The organism is Thalassospira mesophila, from assembly GCF_002115755.1.
GTDB classification, from domain to species: domain Bacteria; phylum Pseudomonadota; class Alphaproteobacteria; order Rhodospirillales; family Thalassospiraceae; genus Thalassospira; species Thalassospira mesophila.
Genome location: NZ_JFKA01000002.1, coordinates 450,209 through 471,739 on the forward strand (window position 1 = coordinate 450,209; position 21,531 = coordinate 471,739).

General features: G+C 55.1%; 22 protein-coding genes. 12 read left to right on the forward strand and 10 right to left on the reverse strand.

The genetic code is table 11. From position 1 onward, the window contains the following. Positions 1-62 precede the first annotated feature (62 nt). Both TMES_RS06465 and TMES_RS06470 read left to right on the forward strand, forming a co-directional pair. Positions 63-944: an alpha/beta fold hydrolase gene (locus TMES_RS06465; protein ID WP_085580639.1), complete on the forward strand. Its 882-nt coding sequence runs from the start codon at positions 63-65 to the stop codon at positions 942-944. Between the two features lie 91 nt (positions 945-1,035). Beyond that, a complete protein-coding gene (locus tag TMES_RS06470) occupies positions 1,036-1,980 on the forward strand; it encodes a LysR family transcriptional regulator (protein ID WP_085580641.1) in 945 nt (314 codons plus the stop codon). 113 nt (positions 1,981-2,093) lie between these two features. On the opposite strand, the gene TMES_RS06475 is transcribed toward TMES_RS06470, so the two are convergent. The 4 genes from TMES_RS06475 to TMES_RS06490 form a co-directional block, all read right to left on the reverse strand. Continuing rightward, complete coding sequence (locus TMES_RS06475; protein WP_085580643.1) at positions 2,094-3,401, reverse strand: TRAP transporter large permease; 1,308 nt, start codon at positions 3,399-3,401, stop codon at positions 2,094-2,096. 62 nt (positions 3,402-3,463) lie between these two features. Beyond that, positions 3,464-4,093, reverse strand: a complete 630-nt coding sequence (locus tag TMES_RS06480) for a TRAP transporter small permease subunit (RefSeq protein ID WP_085580645.1) — start codon at positions 4,091-4,093, stop codon at positions 3,464-3,466. 171 nt (positions 4,094-4,264) lie between these two features. Next, complete coding sequence (locus tag TMES_RS06485) at positions 4,265-5,296, reverse strand: TRAP transporter substrate-binding protein (RefSeq protein ID WP_085581226.1); 1,032 nt, start codon at positions 5,294-5,296, stop codon at positions 4,265-4,267. A 5-nt stretch (positions 5,297-5,301) separates the two neighbouring features. Then, on the reverse strand, positions 5,302-5,925 hold the full coding sequence (locus tag TMES_RS06490; RefSeq protein WP_085580646.1) for a gluconokinase: 624 nt from the start codon (positions 5,923-5,925) through the stop codon (positions 5,302-5,304). Between the two features lie 324 nt (positions 5,926-6,249). Here TMES_RS06490 and TMES_RS06495 point away from each other — a divergent pair, with 324 nt between their 5' ends. Beyond that, entirely contained in the window at positions 6,250-6,903 is a 654-nt protein-coding gene (locus TMES_RS06495; RefSeq protein WP_085580648.1) for an SGNH/GDSL hydrolase family protein, read from the forward strand. A gap of 22 nt (positions 6,904-6,925) precedes the next feature. After that, the gene (gntR, locus tag TMES_RS06500; RefSeq protein ID WP_085580650.1) at positions 6,926-7,960 is read left to right on the forward strand and encodes an HTH-type transcriptional regulator GntR; all 1,035 of its coding nucleotides are present in this window, start codon (positions 6,926-6,928) and stop codon (positions 7,958-7,960) included. 15 nt (positions 7,961-7,975) lie between these two features. Here gntR and TMES_RS06505 read toward each other — a convergent pair whose 3' ends face one another. After that, positions 7,976-8,557 (reverse strand): IMPACT family protein, encoded by a 582-nt coding sequence (locus TMES_RS06505; RefSeq protein ID WP_085580652.1) that lies wholly within the window; start codon positions 8,555-8,557, stop codon positions 7,976-7,978. A gap of 40 nt (positions 8,558-8,597) precedes the next feature. Continuing rightward, positions 8,598-9,341 carry a sulfite exporter TauE/SafE family protein gene (locus TMES_RS06510; RefSeq protein WP_085580654.1) on the reverse strand — a complete coding sequence of 248 codons (744 nt, stop codon included), beginning with the start codon at positions 9,339-9,341 and terminating at the stop codon, positions 8,598-8,600. A gap of 143 nt (positions 9,342-9,484) precedes the next feature. Here TMES_RS06510 and TMES_RS06515 point away from each other — a divergent pair, with 143 nt between their 5' ends. Then, entirely contained in the window at positions 9,485-9,931 is a 447-nt protein-coding gene (locus tag TMES_RS06515) for a GFA family protein (RefSeq protein ID WP_085580656.1), read from the forward strand. A gap of 34 nt (positions 9,932-9,965) precedes the next feature. On the opposite strand, the gene TMES_RS06520 is transcribed toward TMES_RS06515, so the two are convergent. Then, the gene (locus tag TMES_RS06520; protein WP_085580658.1) at positions 9,966-10,346 is read right to left on the reverse strand and encodes a helix-turn-helix transcriptional regulator; all 381 of its coding nucleotides are present in this window, start codon (positions 10,344-10,346) and stop codon (positions 9,966-9,968) included. A gap of 12 nt (positions 10,347-10,358) precedes the next feature. After that, positions 10,359-10,610 (reverse strand): type II toxin-antitoxin system RelE family toxin, encoded by a 252-nt coding sequence (locus tag TMES_RS06525; protein ID WP_085580660.1) that lies wholly within the window; start codon positions 10,608-10,610, stop codon positions 10,359-10,361. A 460-nt stretch (positions 10,611-11,070) separates the two neighbouring features. On the opposite strand from TMES_RS06525, the gene TMES_RS06535 reads away from it, so the two are divergent. From TMES_RS06535 to TMES_RS06565, 7 genes are all read left to right on the forward strand, one after another. Next, positions 11,071-12,453, forward strand: a complete 1,383-nt coding sequence (locus tag TMES_RS06535; RefSeq protein WP_085580664.1) for a class II 3-deoxy-7-phosphoheptulonate synthase — start codon at positions 11,071-11,073, stop codon at positions 12,451-12,453. Positions 12,454-12,698: 245 nt separating this feature from the next. Beyond that, positions 12,699-13,184: a hypothetical protein gene (locus TMES_RS06540; RefSeq protein WP_085580666.1), complete on the forward strand. Its 486-nt coding sequence runs from the start codon at positions 12,699-12,701 to the stop codon at positions 13,182-13,184. 102 nt (positions 13,185-13,286) lie between these two features. Beyond that, entirely contained in the window at positions 13,287-14,963 is a 1,677-nt protein-coding gene (locus TMES_RS06545) for an NAD+ synthase (RefSeq protein WP_085580668.1), read from the forward strand. Between the two features lie 27 nt (positions 14,964-14,990). Then, positions 14,991-16,343, forward strand: coding sequence for a glutamate--tRNA ligase (locus TMES_RS06550; RefSeq protein WP_085581228.1), 1,353 nt, complete (start codon positions 14,991-14,993; stop codon positions 16,341-16,343). Positions 16,344-16,406: 63 nt separating this feature from the next. Next, entirely contained in the window at positions 16,407-17,792 is a 1,386-nt protein-coding gene (gene cysS, locus TMES_RS06555; protein ID WP_085580670.1) for a cysteine--tRNA ligase, read from the forward strand. Between the two features lie 168 nt (positions 17,793-17,960). Continuing rightward, positions 17,961-18,965, forward strand: a complete 1,005-nt coding sequence (locus TMES_RS06560) for an aldo/keto reductase (RefSeq protein ID WP_211275876.1) — start codon at positions 17,961-17,963, stop codon at positions 18,963-18,965. After that, positions 18,962-19,735 (forward strand): DUF6064 family protein, encoded by a 774-nt coding sequence (locus TMES_RS06565; protein WP_211275877.1) that lies wholly within the window; start codon positions 18,962-18,964, stop codon positions 19,733-19,735. Before TMES_RS06560 ends, TMES_RS06565 begins: the two co-directional genes overlap by 4 nt. 57 nt (positions 19,736-19,792) lie before the next feature. On the opposite strand, the gene TMES_RS06570 is transcribed toward TMES_RS06565, so the two are convergent. Both TMES_RS06570 and TMES_RS06575 read right to left on the reverse strand, forming a co-directional pair. Beyond that, entirely contained in the window at positions 19,793-20,431 is a 639-nt protein-coding gene (locus TMES_RS06570) for a LysE family translocator (protein ID WP_085581232.1), read from the reverse strand. A gap of 258 nt (positions 20,432-20,689) precedes the next feature. Next, positions 20,690-21,355, reverse strand: a complete 666-nt coding sequence (locus TMES_RS06575; RefSeq protein ID WP_085580672.1) for a DsbA family oxidoreductase — start codon at positions 21,353-21,355, stop codon at positions 20,690-20,692. Positions 21,356-21,531 lie beyond the last annotated feature (176 nt).

A 21,531-nucleotide genomic window follows, 5' to 3' on the forward strand; every position in this document is an offset into this window, starting at 1 on the left:
GCTATGCTGGGCAGAACGAACGGCCTTGGCAAAAGGCCGATCCATGCATCAGGAGGAAGGTCATGTTTGAAGGTTTTCGCGAAGACATAATTGCTGGCGACGGTGCTGATATTTTTGTTCGTCATGGCGGCAATGCCGACGGGCCGGGATTGTTATTGTTGCATGGATACCCGCAAACATCGGCGATGTGGCACAAGGTTGCGCCGCAACTGGCCGATAAATATCATGTGGTTTGTGCCGATTTACGCGGTTATGGAAGGTCGTCAAAGCCCGAAACCGATGCGCAGCACAGCCCCTATTCCAAACGGGCCATGGCGGCCGATATGGTAAAGGTGATGGCGCAGTTGGGGCATAGCCAGTTTTATGTCGGCGCGCATGACCGCGGCGCACGGGTGGCGCACCGGATGGGGATGGATCATGCCGGGGCCGTGAAGGCGATTGCGATGCTTGATATTGCGCCGACCCGTGAAATGTACCGCGACACCGACGATGCCTTTGCCCGTGCGTATTGGCACTGGTTTTATTTGATCCAGCCCGCCCCGTTTCCCGAAACCATGATTGGCGGCGACCCGGATGCCTATTGGAAATTTAAATGCAAGGCGCAAAGTGCCGGAGCATCGCCCTTTGCGCCCGAAGCATTGGATGAATATTTGACGCTGTTTCGTAACCCCGCCGTTATCCATGCCAGTTGCGAGGATTACCGCGCGGGGGCGAGCATCGACATCGCCCATGATGATGCCGACGGGGACCGCAAACTGAGCATGCCGTTATTGGCAATCTGGGGCGGGCGCGGCGTGATTGAACGGTGTTTTGATGCCCTGGCCCTGTGGCGCGCGCGGGCGGAAAACGTGAACGGTTTTGCCCTGCCTGCCGGGCATTATCTGGCCGAGGAAATACCCGATCAGGTGGCGACGCAGTTTTTGGATTTTTTCGATAAACATTAACCGGGCTGTTGTGACCGGCGCAGAATGCGCGGAACATACGGTATGCGCAGAATGTGCGGAACGCGCGGGCGGGTGATAAAGCGGGGCGAAAATGGAAATCAGGCAGCTACAGTGTTTTGTTGCAGTGGCCGAAGAATTGCATTTTCGCCGTGCTGCTGTGCGCCTTGCCATCAGCCAGCCCGCGTTATCGGCCAGTCTGGCAAACCTTGAGGCTGATCTGGGCTTTGCGCTGTTTTTTCGCACCACAAGACAGGTTAGCCTGACGCAAGCAGGCGCCGTGTTTTTAAAAGATGTGCGCCAGATTTTACGCAGCATCGATGCCGCCAAGCGCCATGCCCGCGAGGTGGCCCATGCCGCTGTGCCGTCTATCCGTGTTGGCGGGGTGGATGAGGCGATTGTGACACTGGTGCCGGCCTTGATGGCGCAGTTTCGCGCAGGCCACCCCGGCATCTATTTGCAAATTCACGAGGTTTCATCATCGGGCCGTAATGTGCAAGCCCTTGAGGCCCATCGCGCCGATGTAGTGTTTATTCGCGAAAGCGTAAACAGCGATTTTGTGGAAAGCCGTTTGTTATATCGCCAGCGCATTATGGCAGCCTTGCCGGTGCCAAAGCCTGCTGCGCCTGGCAGTGTGGCCGATGGCTGGCAAAGCGAAATGGGCGATCACGACACGGTAACACCCGCACAGTTGGCACGCTGGCCGCTGATCGGCTTTCCCCGTCATGCCCGGCCCTTGTTGCATGATCTGGTCATGGGCAGTCTGGCTGATGTTGAAACCCCGCCCGAGGTCACCTGCGAGGTGATTGATAAATCAACCATGTTGCAACTGGTACGACAGGGTATGGGGGTGGCACTGGTGCCCGAATGGGCGCAAACCATTGCGCCCGATGGCGTGATGTTTCGGCCTTACGGCGACCCGGTTTTGGAATTGCCGTTATATATTGCGTGGCGCAAACGCGATTATGCGCCAGAACTGGGCGAATTTATCGACCTTGCCAGCGAGATTTGCGCCCGTCGCCATTCTGATGCGTCATAAACCCGACGCCGTATAAACAGGGCGAAAGCGGTCAACAAAACGGGCGGGATGCTGTGCAATCCCGCCCGTTTGATGTGGTATGGTGTGCTTAATGCCGGTTTGGCGTTGCGCGGTTATCGCCCGGTAATGCCGGGGAAGATAATCAGGATGGCAACGGCAAGAACCTGAAGGCAAATGAACGGCACCAGGGATCTGAAAATAGTGCCAAGGGTTATATCTGGTGGCGCGACTGATTTAAGATAAAACGCGGCCGGGCCGAAAGGCGGCGACAGAAAGCTGACCTGCATGTTCATGGCAAACAAAACGCCAAACCAGATCGGGTCAAAGCCCAGGTCTTTTACGATCGGCACAAAGATCGGCATGGTCAGAAGCGCAATCCCGACCCAGTCGAGGAACATGCCCAGCACAAACAGGATCAGCATCATGAACAGGATCACGACGGTCGGGTCATCTGAGATGCCGGTGATGAGGACCGACACAAATTTGATGCCCCCCATCAGATTAAACACCCCGACAAGGGCCGATGCGCCAATCCCGATCCAGACAATCATGCCGCAGGTGGACAGCGTTTGCATCGCCGCACCTTTGAGCATCGATGGCGAAAACTCGCCGCGCAATATGGTCGATAAAATCACGCCCGCAACGCCAACCGCCGATGCCTCGGTAACCGATGCGATCCCGCCATAGATGGAGCCCAGAACACAAAAGACGACCAGAAGCGGCAGGAACAGGCCCTTGAGCAGCCGCATTTTTTCGGCTGTCGGGATGGTTTCCGTGCGCGGTGGCGGGGCAATATCCTTGCCGAAATAGCAGCGAATAAGCACATAGGCGACGTAAAATGCCGCCAGCATGAAGCCGGGAATAAAGGCCGAAGTAAACAGATCGCCAATCGAGACATTGGCCGTTAGGCCATAAATGATCAACACAATCGAGGGCGGCACCATGGTGCCAAGCGACCCGCCCGCACAAACCACGCCGATGGCAAGGTTTTTGTCATAGCCCTGTTTGAGCATCTGGGGCAGGGCGATCATGCCAAGCAGCACAATTTCACCGCCGATAATGCCGCTCATGGCGGCGAGAATAACGGCAACAAAAATGGTTTGAACCGCGACCCCGCCTTTCAGGCGTCCGCCAAACAGACGCATGGCTTCAAACAGGTCTTTGGCGATGCCAGATCGGTCCAGCAGGGCGGCCATCAGCACAAACATCGGTACTGAAACAAAAACGAACGACGAGACAAAGGAATAAACCCGGCTGGTGATAAGGGGCACCGCCATGGGGCCAAACCAGCCAATGGTAAAGAGCAGGGCTACCAGCAGGGTCACGAACGCCAGCGGCATCCCGGTCAGCAAAAAGCTGATCAGCAGGACAAATATTGCCAGCGTGCCGTATTCAATGCCCAGCGATTGCAGATGAAACATGGGAAAATATCCTGATGCGCCCGGAGCGCAGGAAAGGAGACATGGGACGATTAAGGGCGCAATCAGCGCCTTGCGGTGGCATCGCCAGCGGGCAGGTCCAGTGTTTTACGGGCATAATTATAGGCCAGAATCAGGAACTGAATGGTTAGCGCCACCATGACGACCAGCATGAATATTTTAAGAATGGCGGGAAAGGGCGGGTTCCACGCACTGCCACTGGTTTCGAGGCGAATATTGCCATCGGGCGTGAAAGCCGCGCGCTTGACCATCAACCATGCCGCAAAAGCAAAAAAGCCGGTCGAAACTGCACAGATCAGGGAAATGACCACATCAAGAACGCGCCGTGTTTTCGGGCCAACCAGATCATAAATGAGGACCACCCGGATATGCTGGTTGCGCGAGGCACAAAACAGCCCGGCAAAAACAAATCCCATGCCACATAAAAAGGTGGTGGTTTCGTGGGCCCAGATGGTCGGGGCATCAAAAATATGGCGCATGCAGATTTCATAAATCAACGCTGCCATCGAACACAGAAAGCCGATGGCAAATATCGATCCAAGTGCATTGACGCATTTGCCAAACAGACCCGATTCCTGCGGCAGCACGGTGCGGGTGTCGTCGATTAACTCGGCAACATCGCCTTCGGATGTGCCAAGGGGCGGGTGTGGATCAGAATGGGGTGTGTTGGTCATGGGGCCGCGTCCTTAAACGAACAGGGATTATCGCCAGACATCAAAATATCACCGCGATGTGCCATTGACGGGCCATTATAGGCCAATAACGGCGATCAGGGCGGTATCTTTCAGGCAATGCCCCCGGCCCTGAAAGGCCGGGGGAAAAGATCGTTCGCTGCGTTGTGCTGCTTAGTTCAAAAGACCCTGTGCCTTGAGGTATTTGGTCAGGGTTTCATAGACTTCCATCGCATTGTCCGAGCGATCGGCAACTTTTTTCCACTGTCCCATGGCGATTTTGCGGAACTTCGCCCGTTCATCGTCTGACCAGTTGGTGATGTGGATGTCGCCTTTTTTCAGATCGGCCGCAACGGCTTCGCGGTCTTTCATCTGCAGGCGGGCAACCAGATCCTGCGACAGGTCACGCACGGAAACCGTCAGAATTGTCTGCAAATCCTTGGGCAGGGAATCCCATTTTTCCTTGTTCATCGATACTTCGACCAACGGCATGGAATGGAAACCCGGATAGACCGGATATTTGGCAATATCGTTCAAGCCCATCGCCTGGTTGGTGGCGAAAACGGTGGCATCGGCCGCATCGATCACTTTTTTATCAAGCGATGTATAAACTTCGGACTGCGGAATGTTCACCGGGGCCGCACCGGCGGCTGCAAAAACTTCCTGCACCATGCCTTCCGGCGCCCGAATTTTAAGACCCTTCAGATCGGCAACGCCGTTGATCGGCACGGTCGAGACAAAGGATTCCAGACCCGGGGTGATGGCACCGATGAAATGCAGGCCATACGGGCCTTCAAGTTTGTTCATCAGTTCCTTGCCGCCACCATAATTCATGAATCGGAACATCTGCTGCGGGTCGGCCCAGGCCCCAATCGGGTTGGCGATCAGGCTGAATGCCGGGTCTTTGCCCGAAAAATAGCTGACATCGGTGATATGGCCGTCAAGAATACCCGCCGCAATGGCATCCTGGGTTTCGGCATGTTCAACAATCGCACCAACCGGCAGAAGTTCGATTTTGATGCGGCCATTGGTCATTTCTTCAACACGTTTGGTCCATTCCGTGTCGATTTCAAAGGTCGGCGTGCCAGCGGTGTCGCTGGACTGGAATTTCCATTCGTAATCGGCGGCATGGGCCGCAAATGATGTGGTGCTGGCCAAAGCAACAGCAAAAGCTGCGCCCAGAACGGTATTCATGGATGTCTTCATGGTCATCATCCTCCCTTGGATGTTGGTTTTCCGTTTCGCCCGGATGCGGAAGGATCCGTCCGGTATTGGTTGTGGTTTCTTATGGTTAACAAGTCCGCCACTTGTTTGACGATATCGTCAAGCGGGGCATCGATGGAGACCGTTACCGAGCCTTCATCGGGTGCCAGTGGTTCAAGATCGCCAAGCTGGCTGTCGAGCAAGGCAGAAGGCATGAAATGATCTGTCCGGTTGTTCATCCGGTTTAAAATCAGTTCACGCGGGCCTTCGAGAAAAATAAATGCCGCATCGGGCCCCAGGCCAGCCCGCAAAAAATCGCGATAGCGGCGCTTCAGGGCCGAGCAGGCGATAAAAATGGGGGCAACCTCGCCAGAGGTGGATGCCGTGTTGTGCGCACAGGTGCTGTCATTACGGATTTTAAGGGCAGCCTGACACAAGGCTTCAAGCCACGGCCAGCGCATTTCGTCATTTAACGGCAGGCCACGGCGCATATGTTCGACATTCTCGGCCGGGTGGTGGTCATCCGCATCCAGCCACGCGCCCTGCGTGGCAAGGGCGAGGCGGCGTGCAACTTCGGTTTTTCCCGATCCGCTCACACCCATGATGATGACGAATTTCGCGGCATTATTCATTGGTAAATACTGTTTCCCGGACGCTGATTGCGGGGGCCTTGCTGGCTCCCTGCCTTGTTAGCGCTAACATAATGATAGCGCTAACATCGAGTCAACCGATAAATGGGTACATTTTTCCATCTTGTAATCACACGGGAATGCAGCATGTTAGAATGATTGTAATCTAAGTGTGGGCTCAATCACGCGGTGTGAAGCCTTGTCTGTGATAAAACAAATTCCGGGTTCGGCAGCGGTGCCGGTGCGGCGTTTGCAAAGACAGGCAAGCGGCTTTGGACCGGGTTTGTGGCAGGGCCTTGTTGGCGTAATTTCATCGGGAAGAATGCAATGTATACCAAAACCATTCTCGCCTTTGGCGACAGTCTGACCTGGGGGCATCACCCTGACCACGGGCGTCGCCATCCTTATGATGATTTATGGCCAAGTGTGCTTGATGCCGGACTGGGCGTGCAAGGGCGCGTTATTTCCGAGGGGCTGGGCGGGCGAACAACCGCCTTTGACGATTACACCGCCCCGGCCAACCGCAATGGCGCGCAAATCCTGCCCACTTTGCTGGGCAGTCACGACCCGCTTGACCTTGTGATTATCATGTTGGGCACCAATGATTTAAAGCCGTTTATTTGCGGGGATGTTATGGGGGCCGCCGCCGGGCTGGGGCGACTGGTTGATATTGTGCGTGGATATTCCTATAAATCTGGTCCGGTACCTGCGGTTCTGATTATGTCGCCCCCGCATTGTTGTGAAACCGCCAAAACCGGGGGCACGTTGCCATCGGGGCGCAGCATTGCCGAATCGCAAAAATTTGCGAGCGCGTATCAGGCCCTTGCCACGGAAAAGAAATGCTATTTCTTTGACGCGGCCCGTGTTGCTGTGGCATCGCCTGTTGACGGGGTGCATCTTGATGCCACCAATACACGGGCGATTGGCACCGCCCTGATACCGCTGGTCGAAGAAATTTTACGTGGTGGTCCACACGATTAATGCATATTGCAGTCAGGCATGAATGAGAAAACGTAAAGGGGCAGGCCGACCGACAATCGCCGATGTCGCCGCCCAGGCAGGGGTTAGTTCCATTACCGTGTCGCGCGCCCTGCGCGACCCGCAAAAGGTATCCGAACGGTTGCGCGGCCGCATCGACAAGGCGGTGCGCGCCCTTAATTATATTCCCGATACCCATGCCAGTGCGCTGGCATCATCGCGATCAAACGTGGTGGGCGTGCTGGTGCCATCGCTAACCAACAACGTTTTCGCCGATACCTTGCGCGCCATTTATGATGCCCTTGATGGCAGCCCGCTTCAGGTGCAGTTGGGAAACTCGCGCTATTCCGCGGCCGAGCAGGAACGGCTGGTGGGCATATTTTTAAGCCAGCGGCCAACGGCAATGATTGTTTCGGGTATTGATCAAACGCCAGCAGCGCGAAAAATGCTGGAAGAAGCAAACTGCCCGGTCGTGCAGATTATGGAAACCGGCCCCGACCCGATTGATATGATGGTGGGGTTTTCGCATTTTGCCGGGGGCCGGGCCGCGGCCCAGCATTTGATTGATCAGGGATACCGGCATATCGGATTTTTAGGCGCGCGGATGGACCCGCGCACCACCCGCCGTTTGGCCGGGTTTCGCCGTGCGCTCGATGATGCCGGCATGTTTGACCCCGATCTGGTGCGGACCACCACCACATCGTCCAGTGTGACGCTGGGCAGTGTGCTTTTGCGCGAACTGGCCCGTCACCGGCCTGATCTGGATGCGGTTTTTTGCAACAATGATGACCTTGCCCTTGGCGCATTGTTTGGCGCGCAAAAGGCCGGTATTTCGGTGCCGGGGCAGTTGGGCATTGCCGGGTTTAATGACCTTGAAATGATGGAAGCCGCCTGTCCAACCCTGACCAGCATTCGCACGGATCGTTATGGCATTGGCCGTCATGCGGTGAACATGATCCATGCCGTGCTTGACGGCACACCGCCGCCGCGAAAAATTATTGATCTGGGGTTTGAATTGCAGGCGCGCCAAAGCACGGACCGTACTTATCGCGCTGTGTGACGGGGGTGTAATGGATTATGCCGGGGTGTCGCTTCCCAGTGTGGGGAAACGCGCGGCCAGTTCTGTGATCGCATCCTTTGGCCCGCTGATGTGAATAAGGGTGCCCAATGTATCGAACTGGCGATCCAGCACGGTAATGTCGGGCCGGGAGCAGGCATGTTCCATGGCCCCGGCATCGGCAAAGCTGGCAAACAGCCGGGCGGTGCCCTGTGGCACATAGGGGATTATTGCGGCATTATCACAAACGGCCTGTACCGCCCCGCTATAGGCCCGCACCAACCCGCCGGTACCCAGTTTGGTGCCGCCAAAATAGCGGGTGACGATAACACCAACATTAATCAAATCGCGACCCTGCAAAACTTTCAGGCAGGGCATACCCGATGTGCCCGATGGTTCGCCGTCATCCTTGCCATGTTCAATCAACTGGTCTTCGTCATTTAAATAACGATAGGCGGTGACGTGGTGATTGGCCTTGGGGTGCGCCTTGCGCAAGGCCGCCAGCGTATCGGCAAACTGGTCATAGGGCACCAGTGTTGCCAAAAAGCGCGACTTTTTTTCTTCGGTTTCGCAAAAGGCAGGTTGATGAAGTGTGTTCATGATTGCTGTCATATCAGACCGGCAATGGGCGCAACAGCCCCTAGGCCAATGCAGCCTTGCCAACCAGAATAATGCCAAACAAGATCAGCATGATCAAAACCAGTTTGCGAAATGTTTCTGCCGCCAGCTTTGCGCGCACAAAGCTGCCTGCCTTGACCCCGACAAAAACCGGGATCAACCCGGCCAGCGATATCCATACGCTGTGCCATGTCATCAAACCGATTTTGGTCAAGCCTGCCGCCATGACCAGACTGGACAGGGTGAAGGATATATTCACCCCCTGCACAAAACGTTTCGGGTCCAGGCGCAGCGACAGAAAAAAGGGCAGGATCGGCATCACCTGCGACCCGGTAATGCCATTGACCAGCCCGGTCAGAAACCCCGATACCGGCGCCAGCCTGCCTGCCAGATGTTCGGGCAAATGAAAGGCCGGGCGGCTGATGGTGACAAGGCCATACAGAATAAGAACGGTGCCCAACACCGCCCCGGCGACAAGGCCGTTGACCCGGTCCAAAATCAGCAGGCCGACAATCAAGCCAGGAATGGTGGCTAAAAACATCGGCCAGAACCGTTTGACGGTTTCGCGAAAGTGGCCAGCCTGAACCATGATGATGGTGTTGCTGACCACGGAGGGGATAATCACCAGTGGCATTGCCGATTTAAGGCCAAGCCCCAGGGTGAGTACTGGCAGGGCGGATGTTGAAAACCCCAGCCCGGTTGCCCCTTTGACAAAGGCCGCAATAAAATAGGCGCAGGCGATAATCACCGCTGTTTCAACTGTCATCAGGTGTCCTGGAAAAGAAGGGCGTGGTTCCTGCCAAGGTGTGTCAGGAGGCGCAGTTTGCTGTGGTTTGCCCAAAGGTGCAACAGTTTCAAACACGGGGTAAACTGCTTTGTCGCCTACGCAATGATAAAAGGGAACGCAACATGGCAGAAATCTCACCTGACGATGCCGCGGCAATAACGGGCGGCTGCCAGTGTGGCGCGGTGCGTTATCTTGTTAAGGCAGCGCCAGTTAAAACCTGTATTTGCCATTGCCGTGAATGCCGGCAACAGGCCGCATCGGCGTTTGGTATTTCGGTGCTGGTTCACGGCTGTGATATCGAACTGATGCAGGGAACGGTTAAAACATGGTCCCGCCCAACCGATGGCGGGGCGGTGCTGCCATGCCATTTTTGCCCCGACTGTGACACGCGCCTGTTTCATGGAACACCGGGGGAACGCGACGTGGTCAGTGTAAAAGGCGGATCATTTGATGTGGTACCCGACCTTGCCCGGGTGGATCATATCTGGGCCAAGCGCAAGCTGCCCGGTGTGATAATTCCCGACGGGGTAAAAACATATCCCGGCGAACCTGACAAGAATTTGGTCTGAGGAGAGCGCTGGCATAACAACTGAAACGGTTTCGTTACAGTTCTGCCGGTTCAAGGTCTTCGTAATCCACAACCAGAATTCGGGCAATTTCGGCTTGCATCTTGCGCGACAAGGTTCGCACACCGCGTTCGACCTGGCTGATATAGCCCACGGAAATATCGGCCTTCTCTGCAAGGTCCTGCTGTAGAAGGCCGCGCCATTCGCGATAGACTTTTAACGGGTTTTCACCAAGTGCCAGACGCTTGACGATTTCGTGTGGAATGCGCGTGCCGTCATCGCGCGCGACTGCCCGGTCGAACATTTCTTCGTCGGTTAAAAGCGATTTTGCATCCGGGTTCAGGGCCAGGTACTCGTCGAACGGCACAACAACAAATGCCGGGCGGTCATTGTCATAGATAATTTGATGCTTGGTCATTTTAACTCGTCTTTATCTGTAAATACTGCCGCGCGGGCCGATATCCTCGATATCAAGAATGACGCCATCCTCGCTATAGATGACGCGATAATCACCGAGACGAAGGCGGAAACCGGGGCGGCCTTGCAGCTTTTTGATATCAAGATCATCGCGGGCAGGGTCTTCGGCCACTTTTTCGATGGCTGTCAGGATGCGTAGCTTTTGTTTGCCGGGAATTTTGCGAAGCGCTTTTTGGGCGTCCCGGCTATAGGTAATCAAGAGCATCGGTTTTTCCGTGATTTGGCGGCGTAATTTTTATCATTTTCTTCGCCCTCCAGCAATACAAAACAACACAAATTGATCTATTTTGTTTCTGTTGGTGCCGGCGGGGCGAAGTGGCGGTCCTGATGACGGCAAAATATGTTCCGTTCAACCAGACAAGAATTTGGCCTGATGGGACGGCGGATTCGCAATGGCAATGTGCGCGTGGCGTGTGGACGGGATTGGGCGTTTCATCCATTGGTGGTTAAAATGAGTGGAATTTTGCGTGCAATTGCGCAGTATTGGCAAAAATTTGCCATTTTTATGTTGTGGCGGTGCGGGAAAGACTGGAAACCGCGACACAAAACCCTTATCTAGTTGGACCCGGCAAATGGCGGGTTTTGGCCCGGATAAATCGGGTCGCACGATATAAATGATGATATACTAGGGGTGTTGAAAGAGACATCCGATGGAGAGGAAGCAAATGAGCAAGAGCTGGAGCATTGATAGTTGGCGGAAACTGCCTGCGAAGCAGATTCCGTCATATCCGGATGCACAGGCCCTGAAGGGCGTAGAACAAGAGCTCGGCAGCTATCCTCCTTTGGTATTTGCTGGCGAAGCGCGTGCGCTTAAGGAAAAACTGGGTGCCGTCGCGGAAGGCAAGGCCTTCTTGTTGCAAGGTGGAGATTGCGCCGAAAGTTTTAAGGAATTTCATCCCAACAACATCCGCGACACCTTTAAGGTGATGTTGCAGATGGCGGTGGTTTTGACCTATGGCGCGTCGTGCCCGGTGGTCAAGGTTGGCCGTATGGCCGGCCAGTTTGCCAAGCCGCGATCATCCGATATGGAAACGATCAACGGCGTGGAACTGCCCAGCTATCGCGGTGACAATGTTAACGGGATCGAATTTACCGAAGAATCGCGCACGCCAGACCCGCAGCGCCAGATCAAGTCCTATAACCAGTCAGCCTCGACGCTGAACCTGTTGCGGGCTTTTGCCCAGGGTGGTTTTGCCGATCTGAACCAGATCCATCGCTGGAACCTGTCATTTGTTGATAACAGCCCCGCAGGGGAACGATATCGCCAGATGAGCACCCAGATCGATGAAGCCGTTGCCTTTATGCGGGCCTGTGGCATTACGCCCGAAACCGCCCCGCAAATGCGCGAAACCGATTTTTATACCTCGCACGAGGCCTTGTTGCTGGGCTACGAGCAAGCCCTGACCCGTCAGGACAGCCTGACCGGCCAGTATTACGATTGTTCGGCCCATATGCTGTGGATTGGTGATCGTACCCGCCAGCCTGACGGCGCGCATGTCGAATTTTTGCGCGGGGTTAAAAACCCGATTGGTCTTAAATGCGGCCCGACGATTGAAGAAGATGACCTGATCCGCCTGATCGACATTCTGAACCCCGCCGATGAAGCAGGGCGTTTGACCCTGATTTGCCGGATGGGGTCGGGCAAGGTGGCCGAACATCTTTCGCGTCTGGTGCGCCGTGTTCAAGCCGAAGGCCGCAAGGTTGTATGGTCGTGCGATCCGATGCATGGCAATACAGTCAAGGCCAGCAACGGGTACAAAACCCGGGCGTTTGATTCGATCCTGGGCGAGGTCAAAACATTTTTTGACATCCACAAGGCCGAAGGTACCCATGCCGGTGGCGTTCATTTTGAAATGACCGGCACCGATGTGACCGAATGCATCGGCGGCGCGCAGGCGATTACCGAAGACAGCCTGTCGGATCGTTACCACACCCATTGTGATCCGCGCCTGAACGGGGCCCAGGCCCTTGAACTGGCGTTTCTGATGGCGGAAATGATTAAACAGGAACGCGACAATGTGCGGGACGAATTGCAGGCCAGCGCCTGAACGATTTGAATGACCCGTAAATTGCTGCTACAGATGTTGGAAAGGGTGTCCGGTTTGCCGGGCGCCCTTTTTTCTTCGTGATATTGACCATTTGGACAATGTTTTTGAGGTATTTTTATGCGTAAAAGCGGTCGAAACATCCCTATTTGGGAATTTGTTTCAGATTGATATTGATGCGATGCTTGTCCTTTAGCATATAAAAGAAACAGGGCGCACTTGCCGGCGAGAGAGGGATAACCGCGAACATGTCAGCCGATGACGATTTTGCACTCTGGCAAAAGAAGGTTGAGGGAACCAACATTTCCTCGGCAACCCTGCTTGCAACGGATTATCTGAATCATTTCAACGAAATCGTTATGTTGTTGGAAATGGTGCCCGATATGCCCGATATGCTTGAAGATTGTCAGGAATGGGCGCCGAAAGGCTATCAACAGCATTTTCACGATAGCGCCTTTTCCGATCGTGAACTGGCGATCGAGGCCTATGACCATGTGCCCGATAAATTTCGCCGCCCGTTTGAGGAAACCATCGAACATATGAATGCGGTGGTGTTGCGTGCCAACGAACAGCTTGCCGTCGTGATTAATGAAGGCAACCCGGAAATTATCCGCATGACCGCCAACAGCACGACAGCGGCTTTACAGCGGTTTATGGATGTTGCCAGTTCGATCATTCATGGTTCAGCCAAAACCATGAGCCAGGATGAAATCGACGCGGCGATGGCGCTTTAGGCTGTGTGGCGGGTCGTGTTGGCTGGCGGGTTGTAAAACCGTCGGGGGCTATTGCAATTTCCGCAATTGACTTGCGGGCGGACCCCTCCTATTCCAAACAACATGAAAAACAAACTCGCCATTGCCATTGCCCAGTTGAACCCCATTGTCGGCGATATTGCCGGAAATGCGGAAAAAATTGTGGCTGCCTGGGAATCTGCGGCCGCCAGGGGCGCGGATATTGTCCTTTATTCTGAACTGGTGTTATCGGGCTATCCGCCCGAAGACCTGGTGATGAAACCGTCTTTTATGCGTCATTTGAAAAATGCGGTTGAAGATATTTGCAAACGCACGGCTTCGCGCAAAAACGGACCGGCCCTGTTGCTGACCACCCCGTGGGAATTTAACGGTGCCCGCTATAATGCCGTGTTGCTGATTGATGGCGGCACCATTGAAACCGTGCGCGCCAAAAATGATTTGCCCAATTATGGTGTCTTTGACGAAAAACGCGTTTTTGCCGCCGGTCCCATGCCCGATGTCGTTGATTTTCGCGGGATCAAGCTGGGGGTTCCGATTTGCGAAGATGTGTGGACGCCCCATGTGGTGGCCCATCTGGCCGGGCGCGGTGCCGAATTTATGCTGGTACCTAACGGGTCGCCCTTTGAAGCTGACAAGGACGGGCTGCGTCGCCAGTTGATCCGTGACCGGGTTCTGGAATGCGGCCTGCCGATGATTTATTGCAATGAAGTTGGCGGTCAGGACGAACTGGTTTTTGATGGCGGGTCGTTCGGGTTAAATGCCGAAGGTAACCTTGCTGTTGCCCTGCCGGCCTTTGCCGAATCGGTTCAGATTTCAAACTGGTTACGCGATGGCGACGGCAAATGGTATTGTGATGATGCAGCACCCGATGCGCGTTATCCATCGGGGCTGGATGCCATTTACCAGACGCTGGTTTTGGGCCTGCGTGATTATGTTAATAAAAACGGCTTTCCCGGTGTGGTGATTGGCATGTCGGGCGGGATTGATTCGGCCCTGTCGGCTGCGGTGGCGGTCGATGCGCTGGGGGCGGAGCGGGTGCGTCTGGCGATGATGCCATCGCCCTATACCTCGGCCGATAGTCTGGAAGATGCGCAAATTTGCGCTGACATGTTAAAAACCGGCATTGAAAGCATTAATATCGGCCCAGCGATGGAGGCCTTTGGCACCATGCTGGCCCCGGCCTTTGCCGGGCGCGACCCCGATATTGCCGAGGAAAACATTCAGGCGCGCTCGCGTGGCATTATCCTGATGGGTCTTTCCAACAAGTTTGGTCATATGGTGTTAACCACAGGCAACAAATCGGAAATGTCGGTGGGGTATGCGACCCTGTATGGCGATATGTGCGGTGGGTATTCGGTTTTAAAAGACCTTTATAAAACCACGGTATTTGCCCTGTGCCACTGGCGCAATGCGCATTGCCCGCAAGGTGTTTTTGGCCCCGATGGCATGGTGATCCCCGAACGGATCATTACCAAGCCGCCCTCGGCTGAATTGCGCCCGGACCAGAAAGACGAAGACAGTTTGCCCCCCTATGACGTTCTTGATGATATACTTCATCAAATGATTGAAGGGGAACGCAGTGTTTCCGACATTGTTGCCAGCGGCCATGACGAGGCAACTGTGCGCCGGGTATGGCGTTTGCTGGACCGGGCCGAATATAAACGCCGACAAGCCCCGCCGGGGGTGAAGATTACGCCGCGCGCCTTTGGCCGCGACCGGCGCTATCCGATTACCAATGGTTTTACCAATCTGGTTACCTGAAATAGATTTTGTTTGAAAAATATTGATATGAAAAAACCTGTTTTACGCTTTGCGCCCAGCCCGACCGGCTTGCTTCATGTGGGCAATGCCCGTGTGGCGATGATGAACTGGCTGTATGCCCGCAAGCATGGCGGCGAATTTATCCTGCGCTTTGACGATACCGACCCGGAACGCTCCAAGGATGAATATGTTGATGCCATTCGCGAAGATTTGCGCTGGCTTGGCATCGACTGGGACCGCGAGGAACGCCAGTCCCTGCGTCAGGACAAATACGACGTCGCGATTGAAAAGCTGAAAGCCGAAAAGCTGCTTTATCCGTGCTATGAAACGGAAGGCGAACTGAACTGGAAACGCAAGGCCGCCCGCCAGCGCCACCAGCCTTTCATTTATGATCGCAAGGCCCTGATCCTTGACCCTGCCGAGATCCGGACACTGGAAGCCGAAGGGCGCACGCCCTATTGGCGTTTCCTGCTGCCCGATGGCGTGGTGGAATGGAACGATATGTGCCGTGGCCTGTGCCATTTTGATACCGAACATGTCTCGGACCCGGTTCTGATCCGCGAAGACGGATCGTTGCTTTATATGCTGGGCTCGGTGGTTGATGACCTTGAAATGGGTGTCACCCATATCATTCGCGGTGAAGACCATGTGACCAATACCGTGGCGCAAATTCTGGTTTATATGGCGCTGGGCGGCAAGGCAGGCGGGCTTGATTTTGGTCATACCCCGCTTTTGGCCGGGCCGGGCGGATCCCAGCTTTCCAAACGGCTGGGCAGCCTGTCGCTGCGCGAATTGCGCAATGACGGCTTTGAAGTGCCCGCCCTGGTTGGGCTTCTGACCGGGCTTGGCGCGTCTGACCGGATCGAACCTGCGACCATGCGCGAAGCCATCGCCACGTTTGATATTTCGGCCTATGGCCGCGCCACGCCAAAGTTTGACCCGGCTGATTTGGCATCGCTGAACGAAAAAATCGTTCATGAAATGCCCTATGACCAGGCGCGCGACAAACTGGTTGCGGCGGGGATGGACGATATTGACGAAGGTTTCTGGCTGGCAGTGCGTGGCAATTGCTGGCGTGTGGCCGAAGCCCGCGAATGGTGGGATGTGATCCACGCCGTGACCGTGCCTGAAATTGACGAAGCAGATGCCGAATTTTTGCGTCAGGCCGCCGATATATTGCCCCAGGGCGCACTGGATGCCACCAGCTGGAAAAGCTGGACCGGTGCGCTTAAGGAAGCAACCGAGCGTAAAGGAAAGCAGTTGTTCATGCCGTTGCGCAAAGCCCTGACCGGGCGCGAACATGGCCCGGAAATGTCGGCAATGCTGCCGCTTATTGGCAGTGAAAAGGCCCGTGCGCGGCTGTGTGGCACGGCGGTCTGATTTAGCTCAGACCGCCCGAAACTGACAGCCGCCCTTACGCCATTTGAACGGACCTTGAAAAATATGACTGATACATATCCAGAACTGCGCATTTACGACAGCCTGACCCGCGAAAAGCAGGTTTTTGAACCGATTGATGACGAAAATGTACGGTTGTATGTCTGCGGACCAACGGTTTATGACTATGCCCATGTTGGCAATGCCCGCCCGGTTGTGGTGTTTGATACGCTGGTACGCCTGTTGCGCTATCTGTATCCGAACGTCACCTATGTTCGTAACGTTACCGACATTGATGATAAAATCAATCAGCGCGCGCGCGACAGTGGCGAAAGCATTTCGGCGATTACGGCACGCACCCATCAGGCCTATCTTGAAGATATGGACGCGTTAAACGCGGACAAGCCCGATATTGAACCGCGCGCGACCGACCATATCCCCGATATGATCGCCATGTGCGAAAACCTGATCGAACAGGGTTTTGCCTATGCTGCCGAAGGTCATGTGCTGTTTGCGGTATCGAAATATGAACAATACGGCAAATTATCGCGGCGCAACCGCGATGAAATGATTGCCGGTGCCCGGGTTGAAATTGCGCCTTATAAAAAAGACCCGGCAGATTTCGTGTTGTGGAAACCATCCGACGATAACACGCCGGGCTGGGACAGCCCGTGGGGCCGGGGCCGTCCGGGCTGGCATATTGAATGCTCGGCGATGGCGACGCGCTATCTGGGTGAAAATTTTGACATTCATGGCGGCGGGATTGATCTGGTGTTTCCGCATCATGAAAACGAAATTGCCCAAAGCTGCTGCGCTAATCATGGGTCCAGCTATGCCAAATACTGGATGCATAACGGCCATTTAATGGTTGAAGGCGAAAAAATGTCCAAGTCGCTGGGCAATTTTGTCACCGTGCATGAATTGCTGGAAAACTGGCCGGGCGAAGCCATTCGCCTGGCGATGATGAGCACGCATTATCATCAGCCAATCAACTGGACCCTTGATAACCTGCGTCAGGCCAAAGAAGCGCTGGACCGTTTTTATACGGCCCTGCGTCAGACATCCTACATCATTCATGAAGATGCCGACGTGCCCGACGGGGTACTAAACGCGTTGTGCGATGATTTGAACACGCCGCTGGCGATTGCCGAATTCCATGAACTGATCACGCAGTTAAACAAAGCCAAAAACGACCGCAAAAAAGCCGAAGCCAAAGGCCGCGTTCTGGCCGCAGCCGAATTGCTGGGCATTTTGGAAATCGATGTTGATAGCTGGTTTACAGCTGGCGGTGACGCCGATGAAGCCGCGGAAATTGACGCGTTGATTACCAAGCGGGCGGACGCCAAGAAAAACCGCGATTTTGCCGTGGCCGATCAGATCCGCAATGATTTGCTGGCACGCGGTATTATTCTGGAAGATTTCAAAGACGGGACAAGCTGGAAACGCGGCTGATCTGTTCTTTTCTGACCTTTGCAAAAGGCGCCACCGGGAAACCGGGGCGCCTTTTTCTTTGAAAAATGGCGGGGTTGGGGGGCAAAATGGCGTTCCTTGCATGCGGGGCTGTTTTGCTGCACCCTTGGGCTGCGATACGAACCACGGATGATCAAAGGAAATGCTAACATGACCTTTGCTGATATCAGTCGACGCACATTTTTGACGGGGGCCGCCCGGTTGGGGGCTGTGGCCTTTGCCGGTGCCGGTGTGCCCTTTATGGGCATGGCCCGCGCGCAGCAGGTTGTGTCTGGTTCCGGGGGGCTGCACCGTAAAATCCCCGCCAGCGGTGAAACAATACCGGCGATTGGTCTGGGCAGCTGGATTACCTTTAACGTCGGTAATGACCCGGTTTTGCTAAAGAACTGCGCCGATGTAATGGGCGCGTTTTTTGCCGGCGGCGGCAAAATGATTGATTCATCGCCAATGTATGGGTCATCGCAGGCGACCATCGGCCATGGGCTGGCCGCCTTGGGCATTGCCCGCGATCAGGTTTTTGCCACCGACAAGGTCTGGACCGGTGATGAAAATGGCGGGGCTGAGCAAATTGCCCAAAGTGCGAAAAACTGGGGTATATCGCGGTTTGATTTGCTCCAGGTGCATAACATGCTGGACTGGGAAGACCAGTTACCCATGTTACAGGCCAAAAAAGCTGCCGGTGAACTGGGATATATCGGCGTTACGACATCGCATCAACGCCGCCACGAATTGTTATCTGTGATCATGCAGCGCGAACCCCTGGATTTTATTCAGGTGACCTATAACCCGCTGGACCGCGCGGTTGAAAATCGTATTTTGCCAATGGCACAGGAACGTGGCATTGCCGTTATCATTAACCGCCCCTTTCGCGGCGGGCATTTGACCAAGGCCCTGCGCGGGAAGGCTCTTCCCGGGTTTGCGGGCGATTATGGTGCGCAAAGCTGGGCGCAACTGATTTTGAAATATATCATTTCGCACCCTGCGGTAACCTGCGCCATTCCCGCGACCACAAAGGTGGATCATGTGCGCGAAAACCTTGCTGCTGCCATGCCCGACAAAGGCGGAAACGCGGGAAAAACCGATATCCTGCCCGACATCCTGCCCGATGAAAAAATGCGCCACGCCATCGCCAATGCCATAGGGGATGCCCTGTGACGGATTGGTGGGATTATCATCTGATTGATTTTTTGCTGTTTTCCACCCGGGTTTATTACCGGTTGTTTGCCAGTTTTAATTTGGCGTTCTGGCCGGTTAATCTGGCGCTGTATCTGGCCGGGGCGGGCTTGGTTGTTCTGGTGTTACGATCCGGAACCGGAGCCGGGGCAGACAGGCAGCGCTGGTTGTGCCGGTTGGTGCCGGTGATACTGGCGCTCATGTGGGCGTGGTCCGGTGCGGTTTTTATGGGCTATTATTACCAGCCGATCAATTGGGCGGTGCCCTATGTCTTGCCGCTATTCGGGTTTGAAACTCTGATGCTGGCGGTGTTTGCCGTGCGTAAAACGCCGCTGCAGTTTTGCTGGCGCGGTGATTTTTCCAGCATGGCCGGGGTTGCGTTGCTGGTTCTCGCCATTCCGGTTTATCCGTTTTTCAGCCTGTTTTCCGGGCGCGATATGATGGCAGCAGAACTGTTTGGCAGCGCGCCCGACCCGACAATGATTGGCACATTGGGATTGTTGTTGCTGGCGCGTGGGACCTGGCGCTGGATATTGCTGCCCGCGCCGGTTTTGTGGTGCCTGATCACCAGCCTGACATTGTGGGCGATGGACCAGGATATTGCATGGTTGCCGCTGGTGGCGGCGTGGCTGGCCATATTGGGGGGGTGGATGGATGCCAAAAGTGGCGTAACGCGCAAACCGGTTGCTACGCCGCCGGGGCGGTTAAACAGCACACACCACCAAACCGATAAAGTCGGCTTTATAGAATAACGTTTTCATACGGTGTAATGCCGCGCGATGCGACGGGCGGCGGCACGGGCAGGTGAGCTAGCGGCTTAACAACAGTTTCACGCCAATGGCAGCAAAAAACACGCCCAAAATACCATTGATCCAGCGCGCCATGCGCCGATAGAGCGCAATCACCGGCCGGGTCGAAAAGGCTGTGGCATAAAACAGGTGGATCAATGTCGATAAAATCCCGCAGCCTGCCACAATGACCATGCCAACCCACAAGGGTGCGCCGGGCTGAAAACCGATGGAGATGATGGCGATCCAGGTCAGGATGGCTTTGGGATTGGTAAGGTGAAGCGCGAACCCGCGGCTGAAATAATGGCTTGGGGCGCGTTGCGGGCCATTTTCCGGTTTTGCATCATTGGTTGCCGGGCGAAAAGCCGATTTCAGGGCCTTGAATGCCAGCCATAATAAATAGCAGCCCCCGGCAATACGGATGGCAAACATGGCATCGGCATAGGCAAGCAGCAGGGCCGACAGCCCCGACAGCGTGATCGCGCCAATGCAAAGCGACCCGCTGCCAATGCCAAGGGCAAAAAAGCGCCCCGCCCGGCGGCCCTCGCCAAGCGACACCCCCATCAGCGCCATCAAAGCCGGGCCGGGGCTGATCAGGCCGACCAGCAAGGCCGCATAAGCGAGCAAAATACCGGGTAAATACAGCTGAAATTCCGTCATGACGCCCGCCTGTTGTTTGATCTGTTCCAAAAGCATATGCCAATGGCGGGGCGGCGTCGATTGTTGAAAGCCCGGTTGTGAATAATGCTGACGGGGCATGTCAGGATGGCGGGCGGTGAAAAAGCCCGCCCACCGAAGCGCGCTTTGTTGATCGGTTGCGATCAATGAGGTTTGGCACAGAGGTTTGGCACAAACGAACAAAGCCCGACGAATATCGCCGGGCTTTGCCAAAAGAATGTAATCGGGTGGTTGGCAGGCTTATTCGTCGCCAGTCGCGCCACGGGCGATTTCGGAAAGGGCCTGTTCAAAAACTTCGGGCGGGTGGCCGCCGCTAATGGCGTATTTGCCATTGACCACATAGGTCGGAACCGAAGTGATGCCAACACTTTTAAACTCTTCTTCTTCCGCGCGAACTTCGCTGGTAAATGTGTCGCTGGCCAGAATTTCACCGGCTTCTTCGGGCGACAGCCCCACTTCTTCGCAGCAGCGTTTTATAACGCCGTGGTCGCCGGGGTTTTCGCCGTCCTGAAAATAGGACCGGAACAGCGCCATGCTCAATTCGGTTTGTTTGCCGTGTTTGCCCGCCCAATACAGCATGCGATGGCAATCGAACGTGTTGTAAATGCGGCTATCTGAACTGAACTGGATGTCAAAACCGGCATTTTCCCCCATCATCTGGATGCGGTCGCGGTTTTCGGCACTTTGATCCGGGCTTAGCCCGTATTTTTCATTGATATGTTCGCGCAGTTCCTGCCCTTCCGGCCCCATTTCGGGGTTCAGCTCGAACGGGTGCCAGCGCAATTTCACATCAAGCTGCCCTTCCAGATTTTCCAGGGCCTGTTCAAGATGTTTGTAGCCGATAATGCACCACGGGCAGACAACGTCGGAAACAATGTCGATCTGCATTTTGGTCGTTTGGGTCATGCCGGGACCTTTTGTTATGAATGAACTTGCCCCAGACATAAGCCCTTGTCACAGGAACGCAACCATTCTTGCTTTGCCGTGTGGTGAAACCAGCCAAACCGGACCGTTTGGCATTTGGCTGTGTGTGGCGTTGTGAAACGGCCCGGTAGCCTTGTTTGCATGGGGGGGAAATGCCG

Coding starts and splice junctions, on each gene's coding strand:
- TMES_RS06465 (WP_085580639.1), top strand. CDS start 63: ATGTTTGAAGGTTTTCGCGAAGACATAATTGCTGGCGACGGTGCTGAT.
- TMES_RS06470 (WP_085580641.1), top strand. CDS start 1,036: ATGGAAATCAGGCAGCTACAGTGTTTTGTTGCAGTGGCCGAAGAATTG.
- TMES_RS06475 (WP_085580643.1), bottom strand. CDS start 3,401: ATGTTTCATCTGCAATCGCTGGGCATTGAATACGGCACGCTGGCAATA.
- TMES_RS06480 (WP_085580645.1), bottom strand. CDS start 4,093: ATGACCAACACACCCCATTCTGATCCACACCCGCCCCTTGGCACATCC.
- TMES_RS06485 (WP_085581226.1), bottom strand. CDS start 5,296: ATGAAGACATCCATGAATACCGTTCTGGGCGCAGCTTTTGCTGTTGCT.
- TMES_RS06490 (WP_085580646.1), bottom strand. CDS start 5,925: ATGAATAATGCCGCGAAATTCGTCATCATCATGGGTGTGAGCGGATCG.
- TMES_RS06495 (WP_085580648.1), top strand. CDS start 6,250: ATGTATACCAAAACCATTCTCGCCTTTGGCGACAGTCTGACCTGGGGG.
- gntR (WP_085580650.1), top strand. CDS start 6,926: ATGAGAAAACGTAAAGGGGCAGGCCGACCGACAATCGCCGATGTCGCC.
- TMES_RS06505 (WP_085580652.1), bottom strand. CDS start 8,557: ATGAACACACTTCATCAACCTGCCTTTTGCGAAACCGAAGAAAAAAAG.
- TMES_RS06510 (WP_085580654.1), bottom strand. CDS start 9,341: ATGACAGTTGAAACAGCGGTGATTATCGCCTGCGCCTATTTTATTGCG.
- TMES_RS06515 (WP_085580656.1), top strand. CDS start 9,485: ATGGCAGAAATCTCACCTGACGATGCCGCGGCAATAACGGGCGGCTGC.
- TMES_RS06520 (WP_085580658.1), bottom strand. CDS start 10,346: ATGACCAAGCATCAAATTATCTATGACAATGACCGCCCGGCATTTGTT.
- TMES_RS06525 (WP_085580660.1), bottom strand. CDS start 10,610: ATGCTCTTGATTACCTATAGCCGGGACGCCCAAAAAGCGCTTCGCAAA.
- TMES_RS06535 (WP_085580664.1), top strand. CDS start 11,071: ATGAGCAAGAGCTGGAGCATTGATAGTTGGCGGAAACTGCCTGCGAAG.
- TMES_RS06540 (WP_085580666.1), top strand. CDS start 12,699: ATGTCAGCCGATGACGATTTTGCACTCTGGCAAAAGAAGGTTGAGGGA.
- TMES_RS06545 (WP_085580668.1), top strand. CDS start 13,287: ATGAAAAACAAACTCGCCATTGCCATTGCCCAGTTGAACCCCATTGTC.
- TMES_RS06550 (WP_085581228.1), top strand. CDS start 14,991: ATGAAAAAACCTGTTTTACGCTTTGCGCCCAGCCCGACCGGCTTGCTT.
- cysS (WP_085580670.1), top strand. CDS start 16,407: ATGACTGATACATATCCAGAACTGCGCATTTACGACAGCCTGACCCGC.
- TMES_RS06560 (WP_211275876.1), top strand. CDS start 17,961: ATGACCTTTGCTGATATCAGTCGACGCACATTTTTGACGGGGGCCGCC.
- TMES_RS06570 (WP_085581232.1), bottom strand. CDS start 20,431: ATGACGGAATTTCAGCTGTATTTACCCGGTATTTTGCTCGCTTATGCG.
- TMES_RS06575 (WP_085580672.1), bottom strand. CDS start 21,355: ATGACCCAAACGACCAAAATGCAGATCGACATTGTTTCCGACGTTGTC.